This is a genomic window from Pseudomonas sp. XP1 (genome assembly GCF_053557675.1).
This window is the reverse complement of record NZ_JBNRIJ010000008.1, coordinates 116,544-135,582: the sequence shown is the minus strand read 5'-3', so window position 1 is coordinate 135,582 and position 19,039 is coordinate 116,544. Positions and strand designations below refer to the sequence as shown.

Genomic DNA, 19,039 nt, shown 5'->3' with positions numbered 1-19,039 from the left:
GCGCCATGCGTTCGCTGGCGCGGAAATCGCCGGAGAACAGCCCGCCATCGGCATCGAGGATAGCCACCAGGGTCACCCGCGGGAAGTGATGGCCCTTGGCGAGCATCTGGGTGCCGACGAGGATGCTCGGCTGGCCGCGCTGGATGGTGCTGAACAGGTTGTGCATGGCGTCCTTGCGTGCCGTGCTGTCGCGGTCCACACGCAGGATCGGGTAATCAGGGAACAGCACTTTCAGGCGTTCCTCGGCGCGCTCGGTGCCGGCGCCGACCGGGCGCAGGTCAACGTGGTTGCACTGCGGGCACTGCTGCGGCAGGCGCTCGTCATAGCCGCAATGGTGGCAGCGCAGCACGCCGGAGCGCTGGTGTACGGTCATGCGCGCATCGCAGCGCGGGCATTCGGACAGCCAGCCGCAGTCGTGGCACAGCAAGGTCGGGGCGAAACCGCGGCGGTTGAGGAAAACCAGCACTTGCTGGCCTGCCTCCAGGGTTTGGCGGATGGCCTGCTGCAGTGGGCCGCTGATGCCGCTGTCCAGTGGCAGGCTCTTCACATCCAGACGCAGCATCCGCGGCGGGCGGGCGCCGCCAGCGCGCTGGTTCATGCGCAGCAGGCGGTAGCGGCCGGTCAGCGCGTTGTGCAGGGTTTCCAGTGATGGCGTGGCAGAACCGAGCAGGATCGGGACGTTTTCCTGATGGGCACGCACCAACGCCAGGTCGCGGGCGTGGTAGCGCAGGCCTTCCTGCTGTTTATAGGAGCCGTCGTGCTCCTCGTCGATGATGATCAGGCCGGGGTTCTTCATCGGCGTGAACAGCGCCGAGCGGGTACCGATGATGATGTCTGCCTCGCCGTCCCGGGCTGCCAGCCAGGCATCCAGGCGTTCGCGGTCGTTCACCGCCGAATGAAGCAGGGCGATGCGGGCGTTGAAGCGTTGCTCGAAGCGGGCCAGGGTCTGAGGGCCGAGGTTGATCTCCGGGATCAGCACCAGGGCCTGCTTGCCCGCCTCCAGTGTTTCGCGGATCAGTTGCAGGTACACCTCGGTCTTGCCGCTGCCGGTGACACCGGCTAACAGGAAGGCGCCGAAGCTGCCAAAGCCTTCGCGCACGGCGTCGAAGGCGTCGCGTTGCTCTTCGTTGAGCGGTAGTTCCGGCTGTGCCAGCCAGTGTTCGTGGCGCAGCGCCGGCAGGTGGCGGCGGACCTCGATCTGTACCAGGTCCTTGGCCAGCAGCAGGTCCAGGCTGTCCTTGTTCAGGTTGAGCTTGGCCAGCAGGCTGTGGGCCACGCCGTGCGGGTGCTGGGCCAGGGTCTTGAGGGCATCGCGCTGGCGCGGTGCGCGGGCGATGCGAGGGTCTTCCAGGCGGGCGTCGGGGGCGACGTGCCAGAAGCGCTCCTGACGCATCTCGGCGGGTTCGCCCTGGCGCAGCAGGGTCGGCAAGGCCCAGCTCAGGGTGTCACCCAGGCTGTGCTGGTAGTACTGGGCGGTCCACAGGCACAACTTGAACAGCGACGGCGGGATCGGCGACACCGGGTCGAGCAGGGCGCTGGCCGGCTTGAGCTTGTCGGCGGGCACTTCGCTTTGCTCGCACACCTCCACCAGCACGCCGATCATTTCGCGGCGGCCGAATGGCACGCGAATGCGCATGCCCGGGGTCAAGGCTTGGCGCGCCATGCTTGCCGGCGCCTTGTAGTCGAACAGGCGACGCAGCGGGGAGGGCAGGGCAAGGCGCAGGATGACGTCGGACACGCGAAAAGTCTCGGAGGGCGTTTCAAAGACTGGCGAGCCTAGCAGACGACGGTCGGTGCAAGCGACAACTTGCGTTGGCGTGATGCTCTGGTATTATTCGCCGCCTAATTACGTGCGGTATTCAACAATTGGTGTTGGGTGGCGGCACGCAGCTCGAGGAAGTGACCATGAAAGCAGATATTCATCCGAACTACGAAGTAGTTGCAGTCACCTGCAGCTGCGGCAACAAGTTTGAAACCCGTTCGACCCTGGGCAGCACCCTGTCGATCGACGTTTGCAACCTGTGCCACCCGTTCTACACCGGTAAGCAGAAAGTCCTGGACACCGGTGGTCGCGTACAGAAGTTCGCCGATCGCTTCGGTATGTTCGGTACCAAGAAGTAATCATGCGCATGGCGAGCCCCTCGGGTTTCGCATTGCTGCAAAAAAAGGCGCCCCTTGTGGGCGCCTTTTTTATGGGCGTCATCTGGCATTTCCCGGCCCTGGCGTTCTGCCCGCTGCCGGACAGCCCACAGTGGGTGGCGGTACGGCAGGTGGTGGATGGCGATACCTTGCGTCTAGTCGATGGCCGCAGCGTGCGACTGATCGGTATCAACGCCCCGGAAATCGGCCGCAACGGGCGCAACAGCGAGCCCTATGCCGAGTCCGCCAGGCAACGTTTGCAGGCCTTGGTCAAGGCCAGCGACGGGCGTGTCGTGCTGGAGCCGGGCGTCCAGTCCAAGGACAAATACGGCCGCACGCTGGCGCATATCTACGGCCGCAATGGCGACAATATCGAGGCACAGTTGCTCAGCGAGGGTTTGGGCTATCGCGTCGCGGTTGCCCCAAATGTGCGCCTCAGCGCTTGCCAGCAGCTTGCCGAGCAGGCTGCGCGCAAGGCTGGCTCCGGGCTGTGGCGTCGTTCGCCTGTGGTGCGTGCCGGGGATGTGAGGCAGTCGGGTTTCGCGATCATTGCGGGCCGCATCGAAGGCGTGGAGCGCAACCGTGGCGGGGTCTGGCTGAACCTGGACGGGGCCGTGGTGCTGCAGGTTCCCGCTCGTCTGCAGCGCAACTTCCCCGCCAGCTTCTTCGATAACCTCAAGGGGCGCCAGGTCGAGGCGCGTGGCTGGGTGCTGGATCGTTCCCGTAAGGGCGGCCTGAAGCCCGGGCAGCGACGCTGGCTGTTGCCGTTGACCGATCCGGGCATGTTGGAGCGCATTTCAGGCTAAAAGATGTAGACATTTCGCTATTAAATTGTACACACTGTGAGGCGTATGCCCCGTGGGTTATAGCGTAAAGTCGTAGGCTAAAGGCCTTGACACAAGTGACCGACCAGTCTTGTGGCTCCCCGGCTCTTTGCGTATCCTCGGCGGTCCGTCAGAACAGTAAATAGCGGAATGCCCACCATGTCAGACCTGAAAACCGCCGCTCTCGAATATCACGCTCAACCTCGTCCGGGGAAACTGAGCGTCGAGCTCTCCAAGCCCACCGCCACCGCCCGTGATCTCGCCCTCGCCTACAGCCCAGGTGTTGCTGAGCCCGTGCGTGAAATCGGCCGTGATCCAGAGCTGGCTTACAAATACACCGGCAAAGGCAACCTGGTTGCGGTGATTTCCGACGGCACCGCCATCCTCGGTCTGGGTGACCTCGGCCCACTGGCTTCCAAGCCGGTCATGGAAGGCAAGGGTGTTCTGTTCAAGCGTTTCGCTGGTATCGACGTGTTCGACATCGAAGTGGAATCGGAAAGCCCACAGGCTTTCATCGACACCGTTCGCCGCATCTCGATCACCTTCGGTGGCATCAACCTCGAAGACATCAAGGCGCCTGAGTGCTTCGAAATCGAGCGCACCCTGATCGAACAGTGCGACATCCCGGTATTCCACGATGACCAGCACGGTACTGCCATCGTGACCGCTGCCGGCATGATCAACGCCCTGGAAATCGCCGGCAAGAAGCTGGAAGACGCCAAGATCGTCTGCCTGGGTGCCGGCGCTGCCGCGATCTCCTGCATGAAGCTCCTGGTGAGCATGGGCGCCAAGGTCGAGAACATCTACATGATCGACCGCAGCGGCGTGATTCACGCTGGCCGTGACGACCTGAACCAGTACAAGGCGCAGTTCGCCCACGCAACCGACAAGCGCACCCTGGCTGACGCCCTCGACGGTGCCGACGTGTTCGTAGGCCTGTCCGGCCCGAACCTGCTGAGCGCCGAAGGCCTGAAGTCGATGGCTGCCAACCCGATCGTGTTCGCCTGCTCGAACCCGGACCCGGAAATCTCGCCTGAGCTGGCGCACGCCACTCGCAGCGACGTGATCATGGCTACCGGTCGTTCCGACTATCCGAACCAGGTCAACAACGTACTGGGCTTCCCGTTCATCTTCCGTGGTGCCCTGGACGTTCGCGCCAAGCGCATCAACGAAGAAATGAAGATCGCCGCCGCCATCGCCCTGAAAGACCTGGCCAAGCTGCCAGTGCCGAAGGAAGTCTGCGAGGCCTACGGCGTGGAAGGCCTGGAGTTCGGCCGTGAGTACATCATTCCGAAGCCGCTGGACGCTCGCCTGATCACCGTCGTTTCCGACGCGGTGGCCAAGGCCGCCATCGAATCCGGCGTGGCTACCCTGCCGTATCCGAAGCACTACCCGCTGACCAGCGTGGATGACGTGTTCAAAGGCTGATTGCTGCCTGGCGACACAAAAAGCCCCGGCTCGTATGAGCCGGGGCTTTTTGTTTACACGCTGCACTGATGATGCCGTCCCTTGTAGGGGGCGGCGTTAACCGCTGTGCTTCAGAACAGATCCATCGGTGCCGCTTCATCCGCCGGCAACGGGCTGCCCGGTGCTGCGCCAGTGCCCAGTTCGTCCACCGACGGCGGCGAATCCTCGGCCTTGAACAGCTCGAAGTAGGCATTCGGCGTGCTCGGCGAAGCGGCACGGCCGCTGACCGGGTCGACGCGCAGGCTGAGGATGCCTTCCGGCTCTGCTGGCGCATGCGCAGGCTTGTCCTTGAGCGCCGCGCCCATGAAGCTCATCCAGATCGGCAGTGCCGCCGTGCCGCCGTACTCGCGGCGCCCAAGGGTTTCGGGCTGGTCGAAACCGACCCAGACGGTGGTCACGTAGTCGGCGTTGTAGCCGGAGAACCAGGCGTCCTTGGATTCGTTGGTGGTACCGGTCTTGCCTGCCAGATCGGTGCGGCCCAAGGCCAGCGCCCGGCGGCCGGTACCGCGCTTGATCACGTCCTGCAGCATGCTGGTGAGGATGTAGGTGGTACGCCCGTCGACTATCTGCTCGGCCACAGCCGGCGCCTGCGGTGCAGGCGCTACCTGGCCGAAGGCGGCGGGTGCCTCGCCCGGCATGGCGGCGGTGCTGATCGGCTGTTCGGGCGCGGCCACACCCGCCTGGTCCTCGGCACCTTGTGGTACGCGGGCCGGGTTGGCGGTAAACAGCGTCTCGCCGCTGCGGCTTTCGATGCGCTCGATCAGGTACGGGGTGATCTTGTAGCCGCCGTTGGCAAAGGTGCTCCAGCCAGTGGCGATTTCCATCGGGGTCAGGGTAGCGGTGCCCAGTGCCAGCGACAGGTTGCGTGGCAGGTCCTGCTTGTTGAAACCGAACTTGGCGATGTAGTCGATGGTGCGGTCCACGCCCATGGCCTGCAGCAGGCGGATCGACACCAGGTTGCGCGACTTGTACAGCGCTTCGCGCATGCGGATCGGGCCGAGGAAGGTGTTGGTGTCGTTCTTCGGTCGCCAGACCTTGTCCAGGTACTCGTCGACGAAGACGATCGGTGCATCGTTGACCAGGCTGGATGCGGTGTAGCCACTGTCCAGGGCGGCGCTGTAGATGAACGGTTTGAAGCTCGAGCCCGGCTGCCGCTTGGCCTGCATGGCGCGGTTGTAGTTGCTCTGCTCGAACGAGAAGCCGCCGACCAGGGCGCGGATGGCGCCGTTGTAAGGGTCGAGGGTGACCAGCGCGCTCTGCGCGCCAGGCACCTGGCTGAACTTGAACTTGCCATCCTCAAGGCGCTGCAGGCGCACCAGGTCACCGACCTGGGCCACGTCTGCCGGCGACTGCGGCGCACGGCCCTGGGAGTTGCTATTGATGAACGGGCGCGCCCATTTCATGGTGTCCCAGGCCACCAGCTCTTCCTGGCCGCTGCGGGTCAGCACCTTGAGGCCGGTTTTTTCGACCTGGGTGACGATGGCCGGCTCCAGGCCGCCAAGGCTGCGCTGCTTGCCCAGTTCCTGCAGCCAGGCCGCCTGGGTGCGCCCCGGGAAGCGTGCTTCGGGGCCGCGGTAGCCGTGGCGCTCATCGTAGTCGGAGAGGCCGTTGAGGATGGCCTTGTTGGCCATTTCCTGCATGTCGCTGGGCACCGTGGTGGTGACACGGAAGCCTTCGGTGTAGGCGTCGCTGCCGTAGCGGCCGACCATTTCGGCGCGGGCCATTTCGGCGATGTAAGGCGCATTCACTTCAGGCGTGGGCACGTGGTAGCTGGCGTTGAGCGGCTCGGCCAGGGCTGCCTGGTAGCTGGCTTCGTCGATCTTGCCAAGCTTGTACATGCGGCCGAGGATCCAGTCGCGGCGCTCCTTGGCGCGCACCGGGTTGGCCAGCGGGTTGAAGCGAGAGGGGGCCTTGGGCAGGCCGGCGATCATCGCCATCTGCGCCAGGCTCACGTCGCGGATCGACTTGCCGTAGTACACCTGCGCAGCGGCATCGATACCGTACGCGCGGTTGCCCAGGTAGATCTTGTTCACGTACAGCTCGAGGATCTCGTCCTTGGTCAGCTCACGTTCGATCTGCAGCGCCAGCAGAATTTCGTTGGTCTTGCGCGAGAAGCTGCGCTCGCTGGTGAGGAAGAAGTTCTTCGCCACCTGCATGGTGATGGTGCTGCCGCCGGTCTGGATGTGGCCGGTTTTCACCAGCTGGGTTGCGGCGCGCATCAGGCTGCTGGGGTCGACACCGTAGTGGTTGAGGAAATTGTCGTCCTCGGCTGACAGAAGCGCCTGTATGAATTGTGGGGGAATTTCCGCAAAGCGGATCGGCGACCGACGCATTTCGCCAAACTCGGCAATCAGCTTGCCGTCGCTGCTGTACACCCTGAGGGGGATCTGCAACTGGATGCTTCTGAGCGATTCGACCGAGGGCAGGCTGGGGCTAAGATACAGAAACGCACCGCTCACACCGAGTACGAGCGCGCAGATGACTGCGACGGAAGACCACCAGAAGAACTTCAGCAGACGTATCAAGGCTTTTCGGTGTCCAGGTTGGGAGTGGATTGCACGCAGGTCCGGCGGACCAAAAAACGCTGGGCATTATAAGCATTTTTTCGCCTCTCCGGGTTACCGGCCAGGCTGCCCGTCGCCTCGATGGGGCGGCGCGGCCTAGTGTTGACGCGGGGTTGGGGCAGGTAGTCGCGACAGACGGCGGCGACAGACAACAAGGATGCCACGATGCTAGGACGCTTCGGCAAGGATGCCGGTTCACTCTTGGGGGTGGAAATCGCCCCTGACTCCGTTCGGATTGTGCAATTGCAGCGGCGTAACCGGCGCTGCCGGGTGCTTGCCTCGGTACAAGAACCGTTCGAATCACCGGCTGGCAGTGATTGGGTGGCAGAACCTGGCGCCGTGGCGGCTGCCTTGAGGCGGGCCTACCGACGCAGCGGCCTCAGGCAGCGCAGGGTCGCGCTGGCACTGCCGGGCAACCAGGTGATCTGCAAAGTGTGCCATCTGCCGGTGGAACAGGGTGGGCCAGAAATGGAGGCGCAGTTGCTGGCTGACGCCGAACGGCTGTTTCCATTTCCGCTGGAAGACCTGGCCCTGGATTTTCAGGTTCTGGGAGGCTCTAGCGTCGAGCCAGGCTGCGCTGAGGTGATGGTAGCTGCGTGCCGGCAGAGTGCACTGGCGCCACTTGAAAGCATCATCGAGGAGGCCGGGTTGCAACTGGAGGCCGTTGAGGTCGACAGCATTGCCTTGGGGCGCATGCTGCCACTGGACAGGCAGCAGCGCTCGGCGCTGCTGCGTATCGAGGCGCAAAGCACCACCCTTCATGGCTGGCAGTCGGGCCGGCCTCAGCAGCGGCGTGAGCTGAGCCTGGGCCTGTCGACGATAGCGGGAGCGCTGCCGGAGCGCTTGCTGGCCTTGCTCGCCAGTGAGCCTTTGCCCGATTGCCTGTTGATTGCCAGCCGTTCCCCTATCGAACCGGGGCAGTTGCAGAGCCTCGGCTCCCGGTTGAACCTGCCGTGTCGCCTGGTACCCGATCTGGCGCGCCTGGAACATGTCGATGGCGCGATGATCCTGGCGTGCGCCCTGGCTCTGGGAGGGTTGCGCCGATGATGCGGCTGAATCTTCTGCCTTGGCGCGAACGGCAACGCCGGGCTGCGTTGCGGTCTTTTCGAAGGCAGCTGGTCGCCGGAGCGCTGCTGGCCCTGTGTGGCGTGACGCTGATCGACCAGCTGGCCCGCCAGCGCGGGCAGCAGCAGGCGCTGGCCAATACCCGACACCAGGCAGCACTTGAGGTGTTGGGCGAGCAATTGCAGCCGCTGGCCGATGTGCGTGCGCAGCACGAGGCGCTACTGGCACGTGCGGTGGCGCTGGAGGGCCTGCGTGCCCACCAGGATGTGCTGGCCGGGGTGTTTGCTGACCTCGAGCGGGCGTTGCCAGTGGGTGTGCAATTGCTCGACCTCAGCCTGGAAGACGGCAACCTGCAGATGACCGGGCTGGCCACCTCGGGCGCCGTGGTCGCGCAGTTCATGCGTGACCTGAGCCGCTCCGGCGCGCTGGTCGGTCTGGAGCTCAAGCGCATCAGGAGCCTGCCGGGCGGCGATGAATTCCTGCTGGGTGCGCGCGTTTCGGCGTTCTGGTCGTGAATGCTGCGCAGGTGCTCGGCTGGTTGGCCGTGGCCGAGCGCTCCAGCCGCTTCAGGCAGCTGGCGCCCGTGCTGGTGGCCTTGGCGTTGTTCGGCCTGGGCTGCGCCATACTTCTCCCTGCAGCACTGCAGCAGCAGGCGCGGGAGGAGGCTCGGCATGCCGAGTTGCACGAGCAGCATTCAGCCGGCGAGGTGCAGCTGGCCGAGCTGGAGCAACTCCACGCGTCTGTGGCCATTGCCGAGCGACGCTTGCGGGAGGCGTACTGGCACCTGGCAGCCGGGGAGGGCATGAGTGACCTGCTCGAGCGCCTGGCGGCGTCGGGGCATGCGCACGGCTTGCTCATCGAGCGCTTCGATGTACATGAAGACGAACAGCAGGCCGGCTTTCGCAAGGTGCCGCTGGAGCTTCAGGTGGTGGGGCGTTACGCGGCCCTGCGTCAGTGGCTGGGCGACTGGTTGGGCCAAGCGCGTGTGCTACGCAGTGGTGACCTGCAGTTGGCTGCAGTAGATGGCAAGCCTGGCCTGCTGCGCCTGCAGTTGCGGGTTGATGCCTTTCAGGCGCTGGCGCCAGTGCCGGAGCCTGCGATGTATGCGCGCATGCCGGCCAGGGGCGTGATGGCCGCGCCGCCAGTCGACCCGTTTGCGCCTGGGGCGAAGCGATTGACGGTCAGCGGGTTGGCCGGCGTGCCTTTGGCGCAACTGGAGATGGTCGGCAGCCTGTCGCGTGGGGCGGAACACGAAGCACTGCTGGTGGCTGCTGGCAGACTCTATCGCGTGCGCCCTGGGGACCGAGTCGGGCGTGACCAGGGGGTGGTGGCGAGGGTTGATCAAGCCCAGGTCGAAGTACTCGAACGGCTGTTCATCGCAGGGGAGTGGCATGAACGTACGGCGTTCATCACGCTCGCAAAGCACTTGGGCACGGAGGCCTCGGACGACGATGAAAACATTGATGAAATGGATGCTGGCAGCCCTGCTGCCGGTCCCGCTGGCGTCGGCGACGCCCTACCAGGGTGAACCTCTGTCGCTGAACTTCCAGGATGTGGAAGTGCGCTCGGTGCTGCAGGTGCTGGCTGACTATGCCGGGGTAAACCTGGTCGCCAGCGATGCCGTGCAGGGTAGCGTCACCTTGCGCTTGCAGGATGTGCCATGGGACCAGGCGCTGGACCTGGTGCTGCGCAGCAAGGGCCTGGCCCGGCGCCAGGAGGGTAATGTGCTGCTTGTGGCGCCTGCGGCCGAGTTCGCCGCGCAGTCTGTCGATGCCCGTGTGGGTCAGGCGCTGGATGCGCAGTTGCAGCCGTTGCGCCGAGAGCTGTTGCCCATCCATCACGCCAAGGCCGCCGAACTTGCGGAGCTGCTGCTGGCGAGCCTGGCGGATGACGGCATCCTCACCGGTCGGGGCAGCCTCAGTGTCGATGAGCGCACCAACACGCTGGTGGTGCACCAGCCGGCCGACCGCCTTGCCGAGCTGAGGCAACTGGTGGAGCAACTGGATGTGCCGGTGCGCCAGGTAGCGATCGAGGCGCGTATCGTCGAAGCCAATGTCGATTACGAAAAAAGCCTGGGGGTGCGCTGGGGTGGGCCGCTTTACATTGAGGACCCTCGGCCGGGCAAGGACCTGTTCGTCGATCTCGGGGTGGAGCGGGTGGGCGGCAGTATCGGCCTGGGCGTGCTGCGTGGCGACGTGCTGCTCGACCTGGAACTCAGTGCCATGGAAAAGAGCGGCAACGGCGAAATCATTTCGCAGCCCAAGGTGGTCACGGCTGACAAGGAAACGGCCAGGATTCTCAAGGGTACCGAGGTGCCGTACCAGGAAACCAGCAAAAGCGGCGCAACCTCGGTAGCGTTCCGCGAAGCCTCGCTGTCGCTGGAGGTGACCCCGCAGATCACCCCGGACAACAAGGTAATCATGACCGTCAGGGTGACCAAGGACGAGCCGGATTACGTCAATGCCTTGAACAACGTACCGCCGATCCGCAAGAACGAGGTCAATGCCAAGGTTCGCGTGGTGGACGGTGAAACGATCGTTATCGGTGGCGTGTACTCGACTTCGCAAAACAATGTGGTCGACAAGGTGCCATTTTTCGGCGATCTGCCGTATGTTGGGCGGCTGTTTCGACGCGATGCATTACAAGAGAAAAAATCCGAGCTGCTGGTCTTCCTGACTCCGCGTATCATGAGTGACCAGGCGATTGCTGTGAGTCGTTGATTCTGTGCGAAATTTGATACTTGTGGGACCCATGGGCGCTGGTAAAAGCACCATCGGACGCCTATTGGCCAAAGAGCTGCGCTTGCTGTTCAAGGATTCCGACAAGGAAATCGAACTGCGATGCGGTGCCAACATCCCGTGGATTTTCGACAAGGAAGGCGAGCCGGGTTTCCGTGACCGTGAGCAGGCGATGATCGCCGAGCTGTGCGCACTCGACGGCGTGGTCCTGGCGACCGGCGGTGGCGCGGTAATGCGCGAAGCCAACCGCCAGGCCCTGCACAAGGGTGGCCGGGTGATCTATCTGCATGCTTCTGTGGAACAGCAGGTTGGCCGCACCGCGCGCGATCGTAATCGCCCCCTGCTGCGCACCGCCAACCCCGAGGCGACGTTGCGCGCCCTGCTGGAAACCCGCGACCCGCTTTATCGTGAGATCGCCGACCTGGTGGTGGAAACCGACGAGCGGCCGCCACGCATGGTGGTGATCGATATTCTCGAGCGCTTGCAGCAGTTGCCGCCCCGTTAGCCCGGGACTATTCTCGGCCACCAGCGCCGAGGCGAGGTTCAACGTTACCGCGCGGGTGCCTGAACGGCGCCGCGCCCAAGTACATTGTGGGGATACATGCAGACACTAAAGGTCGACCTGGGCGAGCGTAGCTACCCGATCTACATTGGCGAAGGCCTGCTGGACCAGCCCGAGCTGCTGGCGCCGCACATCGCCGGGCGGCAGGTTGCCATCGTTTCCAACGAGACCGTCGCGCCCCTGTATCTCGAACGCCTGAGCAAGACCCTGGGTGCCTATTCGGTGCTGCCGGTGGTATTGCCTGATGGTGAAGCCCACAAGAACTGGGAAACCCTGCAACTGATCTTCGATGGCCTGCTGACTGCACGACACGACCGCCGCACCACCGTGGTTGCCCTGGGTGGTGGCGTGATCGGTGACATGGCCGGCTTCGCTGCCGCCTGCTACCAGCGCGGCGTCGACTTCATTCAGGTGCCGACCACCCTGCTGTCCCAGGTCGACTCTTCGGTTGGCGGCAAGACCGGCATCAACCACCCGCTGGGCAAGAACATGGTCGGTGCCTTCTACCAGCCCAATGCGGTGCTGATCGATACCACCAGCCTCAAGACTCTGCCGGCGCGCGAGCTGTCCGCAGGCTTGGCCGAAGTGATCAAGTACGGCCTGATCTGCGACAAGCCATTCCTCGCCTGGCTCGAGGACAATATGCAGGCGTTGCGCGCCCTCGACCCGGTGGCGCTGACCGAAGCCATCCGCCGCTCCTGCGCGGCCAAGGCCGCGGTGGTGGGTGCCGACGAGCGCGAGTCTGGCGTACGCGCCACGCTGAACCTGGGGCATACCTTCGGGCATGCCATCGAGACCCACATGGGTTACGGTGTGTGGCTGCACGGCGAAGCCGTGGCGGCGGGCACGGTGATGGCCCTGGAAATGTCCATGCGCCTTGGCTGGATCGACCAGGACGAGCGCGATCGCGGAATCCGCCTGTTGCAGGACGCGGGTTTGCCGGTGGTGCCACCACAGGAAATGACCCCGGCGCATTTCATGGAGCACATGGCGGTCGACAAGAAGGTGCTCGACGGCCGGCTGCGTCTGGTGCTGCTGCGCCAGATGGGCGAGGCCGTGGTGACCGACGACTATCCGAAAGAGATTCTTCAGGCCACGTTGTCGGCGGATTACCGCGCGATCGTGGCCCAGCTTTGAGGTTGTGACAGCGCAATGACCAGTTTGCATGCCGATGAGGCCTTTCTCGACCATTACCAGTTGAGCCACGATCCGTTCGCACCCCGCGTGCCCGGTTTCAAGTTCTTCCCGGCCCAGCGCAAGCCCGTGCTCGGCCAGCTGCACCACCTGGCGCGCTACAGCCAGCTGATGCTGGTTGTCACCGGTCCACTGGGCAGCGGCAAGACCCTGCTGCGCCAGGCCCTGGTGGCCAGTACCAACAAGCAGGCGGTGCAGAGCGTGGTGGTATCCGCCCGTGGCGCCAGCGATGCCGCAAGCGTACTCGGCCAGGTCGCGCAGAGCCTGGATGTGGCCGAGGCCGAAATGCAGGCGATCCTGGCCAAGGTGGTGCAACTGGCACTGACCGGCCAGGAAGTGTATTTGCTGGTGGACGATGCGGAACAACTCGACGAGTCGGCACTCCAAGCGTTGCTGGAATTGGCGGCGGGTGTACCGGAAGGGCGCCCGCATGTGTTCCTGTTCGGTGAGCCGTCGCTGATTGCCGGGCTGGATGAGATCAATATCGAGGAAGAACGCTTCCACATCATCGAACTCGCCCCCTACAGCGAAGAAGAAACCCGCGAGTACCTGGAGCAGCGCCTGGAAGGTGCTGGCCGGGGCATCGAGGTGTTCAGCCGTGAACAGATCGTCGATATCCATGAAAACTCCGACGGCTGGCCTGGCAACATCAACCAGGTCGCCCGTGACACTTTGATCGAAGCCATGATCGCCAGCCGCTCGACGGCCAAGCGACCATCCATGGGGTTCAAGATGCCTAAAAAACATGTGCTCGCGCTGTCCGCTGTGGTTGTGGTCGCCGTTGCGGCCGCGGTGTTGATGCCGAAGAAAGGTGACAAGGCGCCTGCCGAAGCGCCGGCCGCCCAGGCCCAGCTGCCACTTGGCGAGGGCCAGGCCAATGGTGGCAACCCGGCCATCGAGTTCTCGGGTTCGTCCCAGCCGATGCCGCTGCCCCTGGTTGGCCAGTCGCAGCCGGTGATGCGCGAGCCGCTGGCCCAGGCCGCAGGCATGGGCGAAGGTGAGGAAGGCAGCCCGGCCGGTGATACCGCTCTGCAGCCAGGCAACCCGCCACCAACCGTGACCACCATCGCACCGCCGCAAGGGGTGCCGGCGGGCCCGGCACCGGTACCTGCCCAGTCAGTGGCCGCAGCGCCAGCGCAGCCGCAACCACAGCCGGTTGCGCCAGCGCAAAAACCTGTCGCAACCCAGCCTGCCAAGCCGGTTGCGCCTGCCAAGCCGGCACCAGCAACGACCCAGGTCGCCGTGGCCAAGCCGGCCGCCAAGCCTGTCGAGAAGCCGGCGGCCGGTGGCAGCGGCAACAGCGGTTGGTACGCCGGGCAGAAACCGGGCAATTACGTGGTGCAGATCCTGGGTACCAGCTCCGAGGCTTCGGCCCAGGCGTTCGTCAAGGCGCAGGGTGGCGACTATCGCTACTTCAAGAAAAACCTGCAGGGCAAGCCGCTGTACGTAGTCACTTACGGCAACTTCGCCAACCGCGACGCAGCGGTTGCGGCAATCAAGAACTTGCCAGCGAAGGTCCAGGCTGGTAAACCTTGGCCACGTACCGTCGCCAGCGTCCAACAAGAGCTGGCCTCGGCCCGCTGATACCTTCCGGGCGGCACCACCCCGCCGCCCAGTTGCTGAGCGATTACTGACTTTCGACTAGCCTGCTGCGTTGTCACGCGGCAGGCTTTTCTGTCCCAGACTGCCGGCCACAAGCCTTACTTGCAGTCATGGCTGAAACGCTTCAGACTCGAGCCAAGCCGCTATCACGGCGCATGGCGCAAAAACATTCAAAATTGCGACATAAATTTTCAATGGTGAGACATGAAAATTTGTGAGCATCGCTGTCGCTGTGCAACAATGGTTTTCCATGGCCACCGCAAAAAAGCTGGCGTTTGATCGGCGTGGATGGTAAGTGGTTGTTAAAAAAGAGATTTACCTCCGTTGAGAGGTGAACCTGGTGAGAATGTGTCTATGAAAACAGGTCTGTACCATCCCGAAGAATTCAAGGACAACTGTGGTTTTGGCCTAATCGCCCATATGACGGGCGAACCCAGCCACCACCTTCTGCAAACCGCCATGCAGGCACTGACCTGCATGACCCACCGCGGCGGCATCAACGCCGACGGCAAGACCGGTGACGGTTGCGGTCTGCTCATGCAGAAGCCCGATCAATTCCTGCGTGCCGTGGCCCAGGAGCATTTCGCCGTCGAGCTGCCCAAGCAGTACGCCGTCGGCATGGTGTTCTTCAACCAGGACCCGGTCAAAGCCGAAGCCGCTCGCGCGAACATGGACCGCGAGATCCTCGCTGCTGGCCTGAAGCTGGTCGGCTGGCGCAAGGTGCCGATCGATACCAGCGTGCTCGGCCGCCTGGCCCTTGAGCGTCTGCCACAGATCGAGCAGGTGTTCATCGGCGGTGAAGGCCTGAGCGACCAGGAATTCGCCATCAAGCTGTTCAGTGCCCGTCGCCGTTCCTCTGTGGCCAACGCCCACGACGCCGATCATTACATCTGCAGCTTCTCGCACAAGACCATCATCTACAAAGGCCTGATGATGCCGCGCGATCTGGCGGCCTTCTACCCAGACCTGGGTGACGAGCGCCTGCAAACCGCGATCTGCGTGTTCCACCAGCGCTTCTCCACCAACACCCTGCCGAAATGGCCGCTGGCGCAGCCGTTCCGCTTCCTCGCCCACAACGGCGAGATCAACACCATCACCGGCAACCGCAACTGGGCCATGGCCCGTCGCACCAAGTTCGCCAACGACCTGATCCCCGATCTTGAAGAGCTCGGCCCGCTGGTCAACCGCGTCGGTTCCGACTCCTCGAGCATGGACAACATGCTGGAGCTGATGGTAACTGGCGGTATCGACCTGTTCCGTGGCGTGCGCATGCTGGTACCGCCAGCCTGGCAGAACGTCGAGACCATGGACGCCGACCTGCGCGCCTTCTACGAATACAACTCCATGCACATGGAGCCATGGGATGGCCCGGCCGGTATCGTAATGACCGAAGGCCGCCATGCGGTGTGTCTGCTCGACCGTAACGGCCTGCGCCCGGCGCGCTGGGTGACCACCAAGAACGGCTACATCACCCTGGCGTCGGAAATCGGCGTATGGGACTACAAGCCCGAGGACGTCATTGCCAAGGGCCGTGTCGGCCCGGGCCAGATTTTCGCCGTGGACACCGAAACCGGCCAGATCCTCGACACCGACGCCATCGACAACCGCCTGAAGTCGCGCCACCCCTACAAGCGCTGGCTGCGTCAGCACGCCACGCGCATCCAGGCGACACTGACCGACGATCAGGGCGTGGCCAGCTACGACGCTGACCAGCTCAAGCAATACATGAAGATGTTCCAGGTCACCTTCGAAGAGCGTGACCAGGTGCTGCGCCCGCTCGGCGAGCAGGGCCAGGAAGCGGTCGGTTCGATGGGGGACGACACGCCGATGGCCGTGCTGTCGCAGCGCGTGCGTTCACCGTACGACTTCTTCCGCCAGCAGTTCGCCCAGGTGACGAACCCACCGATCGACCCGCTGCGCGAAGCGATCGTCATGTCCCTGGAAATCTGCCTGGGTGCCGAGCGCAACATCTTCCAGGAGTCCCCGGAGCACGCTTCGCGGGTAATCCTCAGCTCGCCGGTCATCTCGCCCGCCAAGTGGCGTTCGCTGATGAACCTGGAGCGCGAAGGTTTCGATCGCCAGCTGATCGACCTCAACTATGAAGAGAGCGTCGGCCTGGAAGCGGCCATCCGCAATATCGCCGACCAGGCTGAAGAAGCCGTGCGCGCTGGCAAGACCCAGCTGGTGCTAAGCGACCGCTACATCGCCCCGGGCAAGTTGCCGGTGCACGCCTCGCTCGCCGTTGGTGCGGTGCACCACCGCCTGACCGAACAGGGTCTGCGTTGCGACAGCAACATCCTGGTGGAAACCGCCACCGCCCGTGACCCGCACCACTTCGCCGTGCTGCTGGGCTTCGGTGCCTCGGCCGTTTACCCGTACCTGGCCTATGAAGTGCTGGCCGACCTGATCCGTACCGGCGAAGTGCTGGGCGACCTGGACGAAGTCTTCAAGTACTACCGCAAGGGCATCTCCAAGGGCCTGCTGAAGATCCTGTCGAAGATGGGTATCTCCACCATCGCCTCCTACCGTGGTGCGCAGCTGTTCGAAGCCATCGGCCTGTCCGAGGAAGTGGTCGGCCTGAGCTTCAAGGGCGTTTCCAGCCGCATCAAGGGTGCGCGTTTCGCAGACCTGGAAAGCGACCAGAAGCTGCTGGCAGCCGAAGCCTGGAGCGCGCGCAAGCCGATCCAGCAAGGCGGCCTGCTGAAGTTCGTTCACGGTGGCGAATACCACGCCTACAATCCGGATGTGGTCAACACCCTGCAGGCCGCCGTGCAGCAGGGCGACTACGCCAAGTTCAAGGAATACACCACGCTGGTCGACCAGCGCCCGGTGTCGATGATCCGGGACCTGCTGAAGGTGAAGGTGGCCGAACAGCCGCTGCCGCTGGAGCAGATCGAGCCGCTGGAGGCGATCCTCAAGCGCTTCGATTCCGCCGGTATCTCGCTGGGTGCACTGTCGCCAGAGGCCCACGAAGCGCTGGCCGAGGCGATGAACCGCCTGGGCGCGCGTTCCAACTCTGGCGAGGGCGGTGAAGACCCGTCGCGCTACGGCACCATCAAGAGCTCGAAGATCAAGCAGGTGGCCACCGGCCGCTTTGGCGTGACCCCGGAGTACCTGGTCAACGCCGAAGTGCTGCAGATCAAGGTTGCCCAGGGCGCCAAGCCCGGTGAAGGCGGCCAGCTGCCAGGCGGCAAGGTCAACGGCCTTATCGCCAAGCTGCGTTACGCGGTACCGGGCGTGACCCTGATCTCGCCACCGCCGCACCACGACATCTACTCGATCGAAGACCTTGCCCAGCTGATCTACGACCTCAAGCAGGTCAACCCGCAAGCCCTGGTTTCGGTCAAGCTGGTGGCAGAAGCTGGCGTCGGCACCATCGCCGCCGGTGTGGCCAAGGCCTATGCCGACCTGATCACCATCTCCGGCTACGACGGTGGTACCGGTGCTTCGCCGCTTACCTCGATCAAGTACGCCGGCGCCCCATGGGAGCTGGGCCTGGCCGAAACCCACCAGACCCTGCGCGGCAACGACCTGCGCGGCAAGGTACGGGTACAGACCGACGGTGGCCTGAAGACCGGCCTGGACGTGATCAAGGCGGCCATTCTCGGTGCCGAAAGCTTCGGTTTCGGTACCGCGCCGATGATCGCGCTGGGCTGCAAGTACCTGCGCATCTGCCACCTGAACAACTGCGCTACCGGCGTAGCCACCCAGAACGACAAGCTGCGCAAGGACCACTACATCGGCACCGTCGACATGGTGATCAACTTCTTCACCTTCGTCGCGGAAGAAACCCGTGAGTGGCTGGCCAAGCTGGGTGTGCGCAGCCTCGGCGAGCTGATCGGCCGTACCGACCTGCTCGATGTACTGCCAGGCGACACCGAGCGCCAGCAGTACCTGGACCTGACGCCGCTGCTGGGCAGCTCGCACATCCCGGCTGACAAGCCTCAGTTCTGCGAAGTAGAAAAGAACCCGCCGTTCGACCAGGGCGAGCTGGCCGAGAAGATGGTGGAAATGGCCATGCCGGCCATCCGCGACCAGGCTGGTGGCGAGTTCAGCCTCGACATCTGCAACTGCGACCGCTCCATCGGTGCGCGCGTGTCGGGCGAAATCGCCCGTCTGCACGGCAACCAGGGCATGGCCGCGGCGCCGATCACCTTCCGCTTCAAGGGGACTGCGGGCCAGAGCTTCGGCGTGTGGAACGCCGGTGGCCTGAACCTGCACCTGGAAGGCGATGCCAACGACTACGTCGGCAAGGGCATGACCGGTGGCAAGGTCACTATCGTGCCGCCAGCCGGCAGCCCGTTCGAAACCCAGCACAGCGCCATCGTCGGCAATACCTGCCTGTACGGCGCCACTGGCGGCAAGCTGTTCGCCGCCGGTACTGCTGGCGAGCGCTTTGCTGTACGTAACTCCGGCGCCCACGCTGTTGTCGAGGGCACTGGCGATCACTGCTGTGAATACATGACCGGCGGCTTTGTCTGCGTGTTGGGCAAGACCGGTTACAACTTCGGTTCTGGCATGACTGGCGGCTTCGCCTACGTGCTCGACATGGACAATACCTTCGTCGACAAGCTCAACCATGAGCTGGTGGAAATCCAGCGTATCAGTGGTGAAGCGATGGAGGCCTACCGCAGCCACCTGGCTCGGGTCCTTGCCGAGTACGTGGAAGAGACCGGCAGCGAGTGGGGGCGTGAGCTCTCGGAGAACCTGGACGACTACGTGCGGCGCTTCTGGCTGGTCAAGCCGAAAGCAGCCAACCTGAAGCAACTGCTGTCCAGCACCCGTGCCAACCCGCAGTAACAACAGCTGCAAGTGACGGCCCCGTACGCGGGGCCTGTCGTGCTCAAGTGATCGTCTTGCAGCTTGCAGCCTGAGGCTGGCAAC

The 19,039-nt window shown here is 63.9% G+C and carries 13 protein-coding genes; 11 read left to right on the top strand and 2 right to left on the bottom strand.

Features of this window, described 5'->3' with window-relative positions; all coding sequences use genetic code 11:
* Window positions 1–1,738: primosomal protein N' (locus ACK1U9_RS10110; protein WP_449109865.1), on the bottom strand; the 1,738-nt coding region annotated here is incomplete at its 3' end.
* A 167-nt stretch (window positions 1,739–1,905) separates the two neighbouring features.
* Between ACK1U9_RS10110 and rpmE the strand changes: the two genes are divergently transcribed.
* The 3 genes from rpmE to ACK1U9_RS10095 all read left to right on the top strand — a co-directional run bounded on the left by rpmE (window position 1,906) and on the right by ACK1U9_RS10095 (window position 4,391).
* On the top strand, window positions 1,906–2,121 hold the full coding sequence (rpmE, locus tag ACK1U9_RS10105; RefSeq protein ID WP_046613534.1) for a 50S ribosomal protein L31: 216 nt from the start codon (window positions 1,906–1,908) through the stop codon (window positions 2,119–2,121).
* Window positions 2,122–2,123: 2 nt separating this feature from the next.
* Window positions 2,124–2,945: a thermonuclease family protein gene (locus ACK1U9_RS10100; protein WP_135001737.1), complete on the top strand. Its 822-nt coding sequence runs from the start codon at window positions 2,124–2,126 to the stop codon at window positions 2,943–2,945.
* A gap of 177 nt (window positions 2,946–3,122) precedes the next feature.
* On the top strand, window positions 3,123–4,391 hold the full coding sequence (locus tag ACK1U9_RS10095; protein WP_046613532.1) for a malic enzyme-like NAD(P)-binding protein: 1,269 nt from the start codon (window positions 3,123–3,125) through the stop codon (window positions 4,389–4,391).
* Between the two features lie 110 nt (window positions 4,392–4,501).
* On the opposite strand, the gene ACK1U9_RS10090 is transcribed toward ACK1U9_RS10095, so the two are convergent.
* Window positions 4,502–6,952, bottom strand: a complete 2,451-nt coding sequence (locus ACK1U9_RS10090) for a penicillin-binding protein 1A (protein ID WP_371916251.1) — start codon at window positions 6,950–6,952, stop codon at window positions 4,502–4,504.
* 207 nt (window positions 6,953–7,159) lie between these two features.
* Between ACK1U9_RS10090 and pilM the strand changes: the two genes are divergently transcribed.
* The 8 genes from pilM (at window position 7,160) to gltB (ending at window position 18,955) form a co-directional block, all read left to right on the top strand.
* Window positions 7,160–8,041: a type IV pilus biogenesis protein PilM gene (pilM, locus tag ACK1U9_RS10085; RefSeq protein ID WP_108480398.1), complete on the top strand. Its 882-nt coding sequence runs from the start codon at window positions 7,160–7,162 to the stop codon at window positions 8,039–8,041.
* On the top strand, window positions 8,038–8,574 hold the full coding sequence (locus ACK1U9_RS10080; protein WP_322492333.1) for a PilN domain-containing protein: 537 nt from the start codon (window positions 8,038–8,040) through the stop codon (window positions 8,572–8,574). The genes pilM and ACK1U9_RS10080 overlap by 4 nt, the downstream gene beginning before the upstream one ends.
* An 11-nt stretch (window positions 8,575–8,585) precedes the next feature.
* Window positions 8,586–9,587 (top strand): pilus assembly protein PilP, encoded by a 1,002-nt coding sequence (locus ACK1U9_RS10075; RefSeq protein WP_322493455.1) that lies wholly within the window; start codon window positions 8,586–8,588, stop codon window positions 9,585–9,587.
* Entirely contained in the window at window positions 9,511–10,779 is a 1,269-nt protein-coding gene (locus ACK1U9_RS10070; protein ID WP_322492334.1) for a type IV pilus secretin PilQ, read from the top strand. The genes ACK1U9_RS10075 and ACK1U9_RS10070 overlap by 77 nt, the downstream gene beginning before the upstream one ends.
* A gap of 4 nt (window positions 10,780–10,783) precedes the next feature.
* A complete protein-coding gene (gene aroK, locus ACK1U9_RS10065) occupies window positions 10,784–11,302 on the top strand; it encodes a shikimate kinase AroK (RefSeq protein WP_046613527.1) in 519 nt (172 codons plus the stop codon).
* A 96-nt stretch (window positions 11,303–11,398) separates the two neighbouring features.
* Window positions 11,399–12,496: a 3-dehydroquinate synthase gene (gene aroB / locus ACK1U9_RS10060; protein WP_046613526.1), complete on the top strand. Its 1,098-nt coding sequence runs from the start codon at window positions 11,399–11,401 to the stop codon at window positions 12,494–12,496.
* Between the two features lie 15 nt (window positions 12,497–12,511).
* The gene (locus ACK1U9_RS10055; protein ID WP_449109864.1) at window positions 12,512–14,137 is read left to right on the top strand and encodes an AAA family ATPase; all 1,626 of its coding nucleotides are present in this window, start codon (window positions 12,512–12,514) and stop codon (window positions 14,135–14,137) included.
* A gap of 372 nt (window positions 14,138–14,509) precedes the next feature.
* Entirely contained in the window at window positions 14,510–18,955 is a 4,446-nt protein-coding gene (gltB, locus tag ACK1U9_RS10050; RefSeq protein WP_046613524.1) for a glutamate synthase large subunit, read from the top strand.
* The last annotated feature ends 84 nt before the right edge of the window (window positions 18,956–19,039 follow it).

Excerpts from the sequence above, each read along its gene's own strand:
- ACK1U9_RS10055 (WP_449109864.1), top strand. The coding sequence starts at position 12,512 with ATGACCAGTTTGCATGCCGATGAGGCCTTTCTCGACCATTACCAGTTG.
- ACK1U9_RS10100 (WP_135001737.1), top strand. The coding sequence starts at position 2,124 with ATGCGCATGGCGAGCCCCTCGGGTTTCGCATTGCTGCAAAAAAAGGCG.
- ACK1U9_RS10080 (WP_322492333.1), top strand. The coding sequence starts at position 8,038 with ATGATGCGGCTGAATCTTCTGCCTTGGCGCGAACGGCAACGCCGGGCT.
- ACK1U9_RS10070 (WP_322492334.1), top strand. The coding sequence starts at position 9,511 with ATGAAAACATTGATGAAATGGATGCTGGCAGCCCTGCTGCCGGTCCCG.
- aroB (WP_046613526.1), top strand. The coding sequence starts at position 11,399 with ATGCAGACACTAAAGGTCGACCTGGGCGAGCGTAGCTACCCGATCTAC.
- ACK1U9_RS10095 (WP_046613532.1), top strand. The coding sequence starts at position 3,123 with ATGTCAGACCTGAAAACCGCCGCTCTCGAATATCACGCTCAACCTCGT.
- pilM (WP_108480398.1), top strand. The coding sequence starts at position 7,160 with ATGCTAGGACGCTTCGGCAAGGATGCCGGTTCACTCTTGGGGGTGGAA.
- gltB (WP_046613524.1), top strand. The coding sequence starts at position 14,510 with ATGAAAACAGGTCTGTACCATCCCGAAGAATTCAAGGACAACTGTGGT.
- rpmE (WP_046613534.1), top strand. The coding sequence starts at position 1,906 with ATGAAAGCAGATATTCATCCGAACTACGAAGTAGTTGCAGTCACCTGC.